The organism is Rickettsiella endosymbiont of Litargus connexus, assembly GCF_964277335.1.
In the GTDB taxonomy this organism is placed as follows: domain Bacteria; phylum Pseudomonadota; class Gammaproteobacteria; order Diplorickettsiales; family Diplorickettsiaceae; genus Aquirickettsiella; species Aquirickettsiella isopodorum.
This window is the reverse complement of sequence record NZ_OZ195516.1, coordinates 993131-1005363: the sequence shown is the minus strand read 5'-3', so window position 1 is coordinate 1005363 and position 12233 is coordinate 993131. Positions and strand designations below refer to the sequence as shown.

At 32.8% G+C, this 12233-nt stretch carries 6 protein-coding genes; 4 read left to right on the top strand and 2 right to left on the bottom strand.

Annotated elements, in window-relative coordinates; all coding sequences use genetic code 11:
• Positions 1 to 234 precede the first annotated feature (234 nt).
• From ACICP9_RS04445 to ACICP9_RS04430, 4 genes are all read left to right on the top strand, one after another.
• On the top strand, positions 235 to 606 hold the full coding sequence (locus tag ACICP9_RS04445; protein ID WP_395497127.1) for a hypothetical protein: 372 nt from the start codon (positions 235 to 237) through the stop codon (positions 604 to 606).
• 87 nt (positions 607 to 693) lie between these two features.
• Positions 694 to 1338, top strand: coding sequence for a hypothetical protein (locus ACICP9_RS04440; protein ID WP_395497125.1), 645 nt, complete (start codon positions 694 to 696; stop codon positions 1336 to 1338).
• A 298-nt stretch (positions 1339 to 1636) separates the two neighbouring features.
• Positions 1637 to 3247, top strand: a complete 1611-nt coding sequence (locus tag ACICP9_RS04435) for a hypothetical protein (RefSeq protein ID WP_395497124.1) — start codon at positions 1637 to 1639, stop codon at positions 3245 to 3247.
• A gap of 158 nt (positions 3248 to 3405) precedes the next feature.
• A complete protein-coding gene (locus ACICP9_RS04430; RefSeq protein WP_395497122.1) occupies positions 3406 to 10152 on the top strand; it encodes an NB-ARC domain-containing protein in 6747 nt (2248 codons plus the stop codon).
• 99 nt (positions 10153 to 10251) lie between these two features.
• Here the strand turns inward: ACICP9_RS04430 and ACICP9_RS04425 are convergent, their stop codons facing one another.
• Both ACICP9_RS04425 and ACICP9_RS04420 read right to left on the bottom strand, forming a co-directional pair.
• Positions 10252 to 11382, bottom strand: coding sequence for a hypothetical protein (locus tag ACICP9_RS04425; protein ID WP_395497120.1), 1131 nt, complete (start codon positions 11380 to 11382; stop codon positions 10252 to 10254).
• 226 nt (positions 11383 to 11608) lie between these two features.
• On the bottom strand, positions 11609 to 12100 hold the full coding sequence (locus tag ACICP9_RS04420) for a DM13 domain-containing protein (protein WP_395497118.1): 492 nt from the start codon (positions 12098 to 12100) through the stop codon (positions 11609 to 11611).
• Between the last annotated feature and the right edge of the window lie 133 nt (positions 12101 to 12233).

Sequence of the window (12233 nt, the reverse complement as noted above, 5' to 3'; positions counted from 1 at the left end):
CTGCGGATACGTCGTTACCGTCGGTTATAAATTTTTATTTTCTTATCTGTAAAAAAGACTAAGAACAACGGAATTTATTATTGAGATGTAATTTATTTATCTTTATTTTTGTAAATTAAATAAGCTTCTAGTTGGCGAAAATTTTTTCAAAGTAATGCTTTAATTTAAATTAAATTAATAGTATTATCTGCCCCCCTTAGTATTTAAACAACAATAAAAAAGGAACGTTAAACCATGAAGAAAAAGCTAATCTGTTTATTGGCTAGTGTTATATTACTTTCTGCTTGCGCGGGAAGAACTCCAAATCCCATTCCTCTGCACCAACCCGGCGATGAAAGCCTTACCTGTAATGCTTTGAAACTGGAATTAATGAATAACCAATCTAAAATTACAAATCTCATTCCACAGCAAAACAAAATAGGGAAAAATATTGCGCTAGGTGTTGCCGGTGCGTTTATTATTGTGCCTTGGTTTTTCATGGATTTCTCTGATGCTGAACGCATCGAAATCCAATCCTATCAACTGCGTGATAATTGGTTACGAACTCTTTATATCAAGAAAAAATGCGGTGATTTACCTCCAGCCATTAAATTTCAAGATCAATAAATTTCGTAATCGTTCGAATATTTTATCTTTCAATCACTTGGGATGTTAATACATCCCAAGCTTTCAAAAATAATAATAAAGTAATCAATGTTTAATAATAATCGAGTTTTAAAAATATTTAACAGTCTAATAGCGATGTATATAGGTTTCTTCTTGGCTGGTTGCGTATCAACTATCCAAATGACACCTGGAGAAGCAAACTCTATTAAAACGATAGAAGTGAGTCAAAAAGTTATTCCTGCCAAAAGAATGTATTATTTAGATCAAAAACAAATATGGGCAAGAGCTTGTATAGGCGTGTTAGCTTGTGCAATCCCTTGTTATGATGAACAACAGATCAAAGAAGCAGCGCTTAAAGAAAAAATTCAAATTACAGAAATCGTCAGAAATGAATTTATAAACGAATTAAAGCAAACTACTCGCTTTAAAATTGCAAATAAAGACTATTCAGATGCTATTTTATCTCTTGAGATTCGCATATATGGTTTGACTATTCCAACAGGATTCACAAATAAATTAAAGCCAGTTTTAATGGTTGTGGGTAGACTCATTAATCATGATGGTAAGGTCTTATGGCAAGACAGTGAGAGTATTCGATCTTTCAAAAATTTGCCTGACTTTGAAGCGTCAAAATTGTTACAAGATCCACATAACCTATTTGTAGCTTGGAATGCTGCAGCAAAAGTAGTGTCCAAAAAATTAGTTAAGTCATTAACTTCGCTTCGTAGATGAATATTAAAATTAAGAAAAGTAAAAAAACTTTATAATTTTTAACTTTATTATATTTCAGCTTATATCGACTCTGGCATTTGCACAGTCTATTCCAAATTGACAGTTATCATTATGTAACCTCTAATGATTTATGGCATCATCTAATCCTATGAATCGGGGGGTTACATTGCCCTTTTTATTTTGCGTAATATTTTTTATATCTAAAAAATATATTTTTATTAAAAATCAATATTTAATAAATTGATAATAAAAAGTGCTTATAATCATTGCTCTTATTATCCTGACGGAAGATTTTCCTATGTTAGTTAATTACGAAATTTTAACAGTGCGATTAAACCGTTACTTAAGTGAGCAATATCCTGATGTTACTACGCATACCGATATTTTTGAGCATGCTTTTCTGCGTTTTTTAGGTTATCAGTCTGTGCCGGAAAAATGTCTATTTGAAGATAATCAGCCTAACCATAGTTTATCTATTTATTTGAAAGCACCCTATAACATAGCGAATAGCGAATTTATCGATGCTTTACGAATCTGTGCTACAGGGGGCTTTTCAGCTATTGGCATTGAAGAAATTAATTCTAATTCAGACCAGGGAATATTTTGCGCTCGATTAATAGTGCCTTATCGATGGATTGATACGCATTTATCAGGGATATTTCAAAGTATTGATAAGATATTGGCCGATCCATTAAAAATGAATTTTTATCGCTATTGGAATATCCATGCTAGAGAATTTAGATTTGATTTAACTATGATGCGCATTGAAGAATTAGCCCGTGAAAAATTATTACACTATCCTCAGATGACCTTCGATGAGGTATGGAGCGCTATCATCCAAAAGAGAACGAGAAAATTCAAAGTAAAATTTTTAGAAAAAAAAGTATCCGTCGATGTGAATAATTTTCCAAAAATCACATTGATCTATGAGGAAAATGGAGAAAAAAACGAAATAGCGATGACTCGTGATCAAATAGTGACAACACTAGCGGGGGAGACTCTCGATAAATTTTTTATCCACGATATCACTTTACAAGAATTCATTACTCCAGTCGAGATAAGCCAATTTATTAGAAAAAAATATCATCGCTTTTTTTCTATTAATACAGAATGTCATTATGAAATTGATCTCGGTTATCACTATGCAGAAAGAAAGATTTTAGAAGACTACGGTATAAAAGAATTATCGCACTATCGGCCTAATGGGGATGCACCAGAGAGAACTCAGATTTATGTTTATGATAAGGACAATTATCAGAAATTGTTACTTGCGCTTAAAGAAATAAAAGGCGAGAAGTGTTTTAATGAAAGGTGGCATCAATTAACTTATTATATTCATCATCAAATGTGGGGAAAACTATATAAAGAATTAAAGTTTTTACTTAATTTGAAAGTAAAAACGGGAGTGGAGATAGATTATACGGAGTTGCTGATACGCTTGTACTACCATGCCAGAGATAATTTACAAGAAGAAGCGCAGGAAAATGCGATTGCAACGATAGAAAAAGTTTGTAAGTCTTTAGTTAGCACGATGCCATTGAAAAGTGAGGTGCAAAAAGAAATAGATAAGATTTTATTTGAATTAACGCTACTACGTATGAATCAGCTAAAACCTAGTGATGAAACGAAACGTTTAGGTTTGAAAAAAGAATTATTTATTTATACACAGAGAATAGGTTTAGAAGAAAGTAATCATTATTTAGCAGAAATTGCTGGCTTAGGATTTGGAAATACTTTTTCTGAGAACGTTAATGAAAATCCCATTGCAGTACTTCTAGAGATTGCTGAGAAGTACAAAGTTGCTATCGAAGAGAATGCTCGTCTTAAAAGTGAAGGAGACAAGCCATCTTCACAAGAAGCTATAGCGAGTTCAAACATTAATAAAGTATCTTATTTCTCACGAAAATAAAATAGTTCTATTATCTCTAGACTCGCTGATTTTATATATTCAGCGAGTTTTTACTTCCCCTTTTTATTTTTGTATAAATTAAAATATTATGTTTTAATAAGTAATTCATTATTTTATTAAATAATGGACTTACGTTTTTTAAAAGGGAGTTAATAATAATGAAATCTGCTCAATCAGCCTCCAATAATTTTCTTGAGTCAGTAGCGAATAAAAATCAGTATGGGGGGGATAAATTAAAAAAAAATAGTTCCCTCCATGCATCCTATTTTTCAAACGTTAGGGTTAGGGTTCATCGCTCAGATGAAGCTAATTTTGTCGAAGCAACTCGCCAAGGTTTTTATAATTATTGGTTGACTTTGGAAGAGGTGACTGATATTGCTCATTTGGAATACAATAATTTTAAAGATTTAAGTCAAAGACCTCATTCAGATTTTCAATCGTCTAATTCATTAGCCCATTTAATTGGTAAAATAACGAGTTTTCAAATACGTGCTAAACAAACCAATATAGCACGTGAAACGTTGATTCTTAATATTGGTTATGCGCACTGGATTACGATGGTTCTTTCTTATCAGCAAGAAAGGTTTACACTCTATTATGTCAATTCATTAAATTATCGATTACCAGCAGAAATCCAACAATTTTTAGAAGCGCAGCATATTTTATTGAATAATTTAAGCGAGTATTTATTTCAGTACATGAATAATAGTAATGTCGGGTTGTGGACTTTAGAAATTGCTGAAAATCTAAATACCATGTTAGATAAAAATCTCACCTTAGATACGATGAAAGTAATCTTTTCTTATCTGCCTCATCAATATGATGCTAATTATTTTAACGAAAGAAGAAAAGTGTTAGCAGGAAAACTCGACCAGTATACTCACTATTTAAAGTTAGCGGGATCGTCGGCCTCAGATCTTAGTCCGATCACTGAGCCCTTTTCGTTTGCAAGCGTAGAGGAGCCGATGTTAAAAAAAGCGAGAATTGAATGGGAAGGTGAAGCCGTTAAACTTCGTTTAAGCTTATTTGTTGAAACCTATATAAGCTATACCTGTAAGATGTTAGGTGTTTATCATATCATCGCTAAAGGCGATAGATTAAGTTTAGAAAGCTTAAAAACCGAATTAAAGATAGGGGCAACCGCTGCGTTGTTAGGAATGACGGTAACTCAAGGAGTAGCAGGATCTATCCCTTCTTTGGTAGCCACAGTGAGATCAATGAGCGCGCATTATTATTTATTATCCAAAGATAAAGCGTGTAAAATTACAAAGGCTTTTGAAAATGTACTGTCGGGTGAGTTAAGTGGTTTATTAGCAGTAGTTGCAGTAGAGATTTTTCATAGCTTTGAAAGTCAATTTATGTCTGTAAGGGATAAAGCGGGATATAAAATAGCGATAGAAAAGTTAGCAGAAGATGCGGCGGCTCGATCACTCAATTATATTATTGCAACTACTTCGCAAAATATTCCCCCTTACGTTACTCGAGAATTACTCAGTATAGGCGTTATTTTAGGTCATTCAGACAACTTTTTTGACCCAAGCATTAAAAAAATGCGTTTTCGTGTAGCAGGTGCCAGTGTATTAGACACGCATGGAAAAATACTGAGTACTGCTAATTTATATGAACAAACTGGTGTCCGTGTTTTTAATATCAAAACTCAACAGACACGCTTTTATAAGTTAAAAAAATTTCTTAATAGTTTTTATGGTTATCGCTTACTGCTGTCTTGGGAAAAACAAACAAATGGCGAGCTTAAAGAAATTTTTATAAAGGATTATCAGCAACAAGAATTGCCACTACCCCAATTAAAAAATCAATTTGAATATACGTTATGGAATTATCATTATGTTTTAAAAGATAATAGGGTTGATCAAGAAGCAAATGATATTTTAGATAAACTAAAAAAAACTGATCAAATTCAACTTCTTTCTCATGTCACTCTAAAAAATACACTGCAACCACAGGAGTCTATACTTTTTAACTTGAGAAAACCGATAAGTAATTTTAGTGGCAGGAAAGAGGTTTTACATAAGTTACACCAGTTATTAATATCAAACGATAATCTGGCTGTCATTTCGCAGGGTTTGTCTGATTTAACATTGGATGAACCGGATGAACCTGTTAGCTCAAGTACCACGGCAGCTCAAACTGCTTTAAGCGGTTTAGGGGGGATAGGGAAAACACAGCTCGCTTTGCGTTACGCCGAATTATATGCACCTTATTATGATAATAATGTGATCTGGATCAATGCGGATACAAAAGGTGACGTTATAAACTCTTTAAAGAACTTAGCTGTTAAATTAAACTTATCCGAAAAAAATACATTGGGTACTAATAAAGAATTTGCTGAATTATTATCTGAAATTTATCAGTATTTTTCTAATAGAAAAAGCCTATTTATTTTTGATAATGTGGAAAACTATCAAGAATTTGAGGAATTTTTACCAAAAAGTTTAATTGGAAATACACCGGTTATATTAATCACTTCACGTTTTAATCATTGGAAGAATATATTTCAAGTCTTATTACTCAATGTATTTAATGATCAAGAAGCACTAGAATTTATAAAAAAAGAATTAAATATAAATACATCTCAGCAAGATGCCAAAATTAAAGAACTCACTAGATTAGTACAAGGTTTACCTTTGGCACTGCAGCAAGCCGTAGCTTATATTACGATGCAACAAAACGTTGATAGCACCTTTGAAGTGGATAATTATATTGAATATTTTAAAACTAATGCGGAAAAAATACTTAATTTCAAATTTTCAGAATATAGTAATGATCCTTATTTTAAAGCAGTGTTTATTACCTGGGAAATTACTTTGGGTACAATAAAAAACGTTAAAACTATTGGGAAAACAGCTTTAAATATTTTAAATATCATAGCCTATTTATATCCTGATAATATTAAAAATGATTTATTTTTAAATTTATATCCTCTTGAAGAGGTCAGCCGTGCCATTCATCTACTTAAAAGTTATTCCATGATTAATACAGGGAGTCAAACAGATATTTCTATTGTTCATCGTTTGGTACAAAAAGTGGTTCGTATCAATCTAGAAAAGCATTTTGTCGCGTTAGAAAAAAATGCTGAAAACATAATTTTTATCACACAAGACTATTATATAAATCATGATATAGGGTTGCACTATATTTACTTTTTATTACACATGGTTAAGCACGATCAGTTAGTTTCTCGTCTTAAATTAGGTAGTACTAGAAGCTCTGCCATCGATGTCTTTATTTTATCCAATTATAATATTGATTTAGTTTATTTTTACGATGCCGCGTACTTAATATTAACTAAAAAAGATTATGCTCAATTTATAGGAGAGGCTTTATTTTTATATATTAAAAATGGATTATTATTTTTTCTGTCTGAAACAATCTTTTATTTGGAAAAACAGTTAGAGGAAGGGTTGCTCACTGCAACGAATACATGGGCCATACTTGATTATCGTTACCGAACAGCTATTAACTATCCTGGCTGGTTAGCCTCATCAGATGATGATTTACAAGAAAGACAAATAGTCAGTATACATTTAACATTAGCGTTTCAAAAAAGATTTACTGAAAAATTCTCGATTTGTGAGCTTGGAAAACGTCAGTCTAGAGAGGTGAGTTGTCGATCCAGAGAATCCGATAATCAAGCGAATAAAATAGGCTTAATTCAACATCACTTACACTTGTTAAGACAAGCTATACATTTAACATCAGAAAAATTCTTAAATAAAATTAATTTACCTGATTTTTTACAAGAAGAGTGGAGTGAGGTTGCGTTAAACCTTGGAAAAGGTATAGAAAATAGTTTATTGGCAGACGCGTTTAATAGCACGTGGGTATCTGAAGAACTATCTGCTATAGCTGGAAAAGGATTACTGGAAAAAAATTTATTATTTAATAGAACACAAGTGCCTACAACGTTTCAAACTAAAAAAATGACTCTAAATAAAGCTAAATCTTTTTTAACTCATGTTATGAAAATAACGAGGCCTTTTAGAAAGCGCGGTCCTTCTTCAATAGGTAATGGCTATACCGTTGCAAAGGAATTAAAAGATTTTAAAAAATTAAAAGCGCTCCAAGGCAATGACGCGAGTTCATCGTTGAGTGATTTAACTGGTCTTGCTCTATCGGAAACAGATAGACGTCAATCGAATCTTGATATAGAAACATTTTTAAATCTTATGGAGGACATTTCACTGCTCAGTGAAGATGATCCAATGATCACTATCGATATTTGGAGTTGGGCAAAAAACAATATTAATCAGACTATTCGTCAAGTTAAGCAGATTGAGCGCTATGTACATCTTAATAAAGAAGAAAAGTTAACAGAAAGTTTGCGTGCTTTAATGCACCTTACCCCTTCTGATTATTTGGAAGCTAAGGCCATTAATAACCAGCTAGTTAAAAATGCGCTAACTTTTTTAAAAAATATAGACTCTATTCAGAATTATGTTTTTCCATCCGCTTATTCATCGTCACAATTAGTTAAAGATAATCAGATTTTTTTACAAGAAAAGCAGTCAATTAAACTCGATTCGACAATGCCAGACAAGCTAACCCATGAAGAAGGCTATCTTTTTTGTTTATCGGGTATATTAGGGAATGAATCCTATGTAAAATCTTCACAATGGGTTTATATAGAACCGTATCCTCCTTTTATGCACCCTAATTTAGTGACGACATACCTTTGTGAGGGTGCATTAGGGGTTGAATTGACTAAAAATAGAACGGGAAATGCGACGTTAATTGCCTTAGGTACAGGAACTGATATCGCTATGGGTGTTCCTGATCGGCTCAATATTTTTCTGGTTAATAATGGTGACAAAAATTATACTGGTGGACATGCGGGGAATTTATTTTTTATACAAGGAGATAAAATAAACGGTACTTTAGCGGGAGGAAACAGGGAGAATATTATCCTATTGGAAAATTTTTCACCCCATGCCGCTTTTATTTTATTTGATAAACAGCGTTTGCTCTGTAAACAAAATGAAGCGACCAACCTCCATTGTGAAGAAGGTCTGCAATTGAAGCACATTCAATATATCTATGGTAGAAAGCAATTAAAAGATATTATTTTTGTCAGTGAAGGTATCGAGTATGTCGATGGGTTTTCTGGAAAAAATGGGGACGAATGCGATTATATTTATTTGACTCGTTATGTAACGTCTTATTTGGAGCTAGTATTAAGACCGGATACCGTTATTTATGCTTTCGACTATAATTTTTTATTAAAAATATCCTTAATAAATTATCGATTGAGTCAGCAAGTTGGTAATGTGTCCGTACTCATCCGTTCCAATGAAGCCATTGAACATCGATTTACTGTTGAATTTTCTTTAAACGAACTCGATAAAATAGTTTTTTCAGAGGATGAAATATATTTCATTTTTTTACATAAAAAAAATTTTTTTAATTTGCGCATTTCTGATCCCTTTTCTAGGTTACTATTACGTACGATTCAATTTTCTTTTGCCTCTCAACAAGAGTTTAGATTAGCAAAGCCAAACTATCTTTATATTCGAGAGTTAAATACTTATACGGTTAATAAATTAGTAAACTACTATAGTACTTTTTCTCAGCGTTTACAGATGGTATTACGAATCTTTGTGGTGCCTAGCAAAATAATGCTGCAGGTGGGTTATGCTGGCCAACCGATCATACTTTATAATGAACTCTCGATAAAAAATTATTTAATCAGTCAAGGCGATAAAACGATCTACTTAATTAAGCCTCCTTTGCAAGCAATAGAATTTCCTATGCCTGAAATAGTGATTGTTTCTTTAGGTGAAAAAAATGCGTTAAATACCTTAGATCTAAGTGAAGTATGGAAGCAAGCTCGACGTATTTGCCCTAGGCAGACCATAACAACTGAAATAGTTGAGCAGAATCAGAGTTTAATACTCAGTTTAAAGGCTGATCATTATTGGTTGTCAATGACTGAATGTACACTATTAGAAAGCGTTTGGCCTATTGTTACAATAAAATTACACAATGTGTTAGTGGATAATAGTTATCAGAATTTAGAGGTTATTTTAGATAATAGTCCGCTTGTCATTGCTTTTGATGAGCAAATCAATTGGCACTTACAAGCTTATCCTTTAATTTTCGGTCATGAGAAAGCCATTATTATTCTCACTCAAAACGATCTCATATCAGAAGCTAATATTCTTGTGCTTAAAGACATGAACCATAGGAAATATAGTTTTTTTTGTCATAATCAAACAGATTTAATTTTAACCAATGTATTTGATCCGCTGACTCCAGTCGATGAATTTTGTACCGTCGTATACAGTCAATTTTATCAAGTAACTGAAATGCGCGAAAGAGTTTTAACGACAAAACTGACTTTCCTTGATCAGCAAGTTATTCTCAAAAAAGAAGAAGAAAACATTATTAATGCAGCTTCGTTTGATTTTAATCAAATTAATTTCACTCAAAATAGACAAAAACTATTCAATAAAGAGAGGGCAGATGATCAGATACGGATTAGACGACAAGTAAAAACAACACAAAAGCTTATGGAAGCTAAAAACGTCCGATCAAAAAAGCAGGTTAATCGTAAACTTTATTTCAATAGATTGGGGAAATCAAATGTGAGCTTCTTTGATACAATTACTTCAGACACGCAACCGTCTTTTCCACTCGCTAAGCCCTCGCTTTCTTATAATGAGAGTTATTCGCATTCCAATGTTACTCCTTTTCTAACGAATAATACCGACATTAATAGTCAGTCAGTATTTTTAACTTGGATATATCATAGGCTATGGGGAAAAAACCCAAAATTATTAAACTTCAGACCTTCTGTCGAAATGGAAAATGAAAATCAGGTATACAAAGCGATTGATTATTATGAAAGATTACAGAATGATAGTAGCTATACTCATTTGAGACACTGAAATTTTCAATCATTAAAAAATGGGCCTCTAGTCAAATTTCCGTATATCGTTGCGCACTATTATCTATTTTTATGAAGTCATAGGACACTTCACTCTGTATTACTTTCTTAACTGAGTAGCCTGTGGCTTTTCTTCTTCTAAGTTCTGTTCCTTTTTTTCAGGTGAATGTGACCAAAAAGAAATATTTTTTGGTAAGTACTTAGAAAAATTTAATCCATGCGGCTGCTTGGATTTTATCGAGTCGGATTGAGAAGTATCATTAGGTTGATCTCCCCATTCAATGGTGCTATCAGAATTCCTATGAGCAATTAGGGGTTCTTTTTTTTCTTCTAAGGGGAATAATGATTCGGGTTGATTTTTTTTAAACTGTCTAAGTTTCTTGTTAGAAAATGAATCCAGTGTGGATTTTTCAGGTTCAGCAAAATTTACACACAATTTTTTTTTTGCGCGAGGTAATGTTTCACTTTTACTGAGTAGCTTCTGAGAGATGAGTGTATTGTCGGCACCCAAAGAGAAATATTCTGTGGGGGACTCTCCAGTCTTCCGCAAAAAATCTACATATAGTGTGTTATGTAGAAGTAATTCAGCATAGTCTACAGAGGAATTAGGCTCATTTTGAGTTAGCGGTTTCTGAGGGCTTAGCGTATTGTCGGCACCCAAGGAAAAATATTCTGTGGGTGATTCTCCAATCCTTCGCAAAAAATCTATATACAAATTGTTTTGTAGAACAAATTCAGCATAGTCTTCAGGCAAATTAGGCTCATTTTGATGCAAGATCGTTTCAGAAGGGGTGGTATCTGAGAGAAAATATCCTGTGGGTTCTATGGCTCCAGGCTGAATAGTTTCAGGCTCTCGATTAGATAAACCAAGTTGAGAAAAATTTTCACATAAATTTTCATTAATCCTAGGCAATAATTCACACGGCCTAGCTCTTGATTTTTTAGGTTTTTTTTTTCGAGTTGATCTATCTAAATGGGAATATTTGAGTGGCTTTTCGTTTCCACAGCCAATATTTACATATTCTGGGCTAGGTACAGATAAACTTTTACGTGGCAGAGGCCGTGGTGGTTTTAATGGTTTTTGCGAAGCAAAACTATTTGCATGATCGAGTACATATTGGGTGGGTTCTCTTTCTGTATCAGTTAAGGTTAAATTAAATTTGGTGCTATTTTTAGCTAAAGCCTCAAATCCTTCTTCGAATTTATTTATTGTGTCATTAAAGTTTTCCATAACTAGCTTTCCTCTAATTTTAATTTTTTCTATAGCTGGGTTTAATTATAATACTTTTTTTAAAAGAATACTAAAAATTTAATTAAATCAATTTAAAAAATTTTTAATTAGTTTTTGGTTTTATTTATAACTTCATAAATCCAGGCTTCCTAATAAACTGTAGATAGAAAACTTTAAAGCAAGACAATTTTAGTGTGCACATCGCTTCATTAAAGAACCTTATTAATTAGCTAAAATTTAAATTAGCTGAGGTAATAAGTTGCGAAAATGAAACGCACCAAACTACAACGGAATGCATTTCTGACATATTAACTTGACTTGGAACAGGATAAACTTGGCTTCCTTGAAAGCTTTTTAATATCCCTATATCAATTTTTTTTGAATTTTTAAAAGCAGCATTGGTTGTAATGTTTCTAGCATCCGACAAGAAAACATGAAAAGCAGGTCCTGGACCCACTTTGAAATCCTTACCCAGAAGAACCTCGTATTGATTTTTTGATTTATAAACACTCACTGAGCCCTTGCCATAATGAGCCCGATCTTTAGGATTGGGATGGATAAACATGCCGGTTGCGACTTTGGTTTTAGTCTCGATATTGGTAATTTTTTCGTTTACCGTAGGCGGAGGGAAAATGAACGGATAGACAATAAGCATAGCGGTTAGTCCCACCAGAAAACCTATTACGCCGACAATTAGGCTTCGAATACTGCTTCTCATAAATTTCTCCTAGTACATTTAATTTCGATTCATAAAATTACCGTACTTTATTTTGCCACGCATAGCTTAGCAAAATTCACAGGGGTTACTTATACTTACAAGAAAGTAAAGTAGCGTATTATTTGTTCGAATA